The organism is Alcanivorax sp. HI0083 (assembly GCF_001635175.1).
This window is the reverse complement of the sequence record NZ_LWFX01000685.1, coordinates 1-335: the sequence shown is the minus strand read 5'-3', so window position 1 is coordinate 335 and position 335 is coordinate 1. Positions and strand designations below refer to the sequence as shown.

Sequence of the window (335 nt, the reverse complement as noted above, 5' to 3'; positions counted from 1 at the left end):
GCTTGGCACACCGTTGCCCCGCGCCTATCCGAAATACAATGAACGATTACGCCGTTCTGCGGACCAGGTGCTGGCAGGCCTGTCTCGGGCGGCGGGTATTACCGGGCAGGTGATCAAGCATCTGGAGCGGCTACTCGGTGAGCATACGGTGACCATGGAAGCGGTGGCCGATGCGCTGGCCATGACCCCGCGTACGCTCCAGCGGCGCCTCCAGGAAGAAGGTGCGCGGTTTGCACAACTGCGCGATCAGGTGCGCCATCAGCATGCCTGCAAGGCCCTGAGCCAGCCCCGTTGCGACATGCACGGCCTGGCCGCTGAACTGGGTTTTTCCGATA

General features: G+C 63.6%; 1 protein-coding gene. It reads left to right on the top strand.

Annotated elements, in window-relative coordinates; translation table 11 throughout:
• A partial coding sequence (locus A3754_RS06785) for a helix-turn-helix domain-containing protein (RefSeq protein ID WP_156496866.1) occupies window positions 1-335 on the top strand: 335 nt, incomplete at both ends.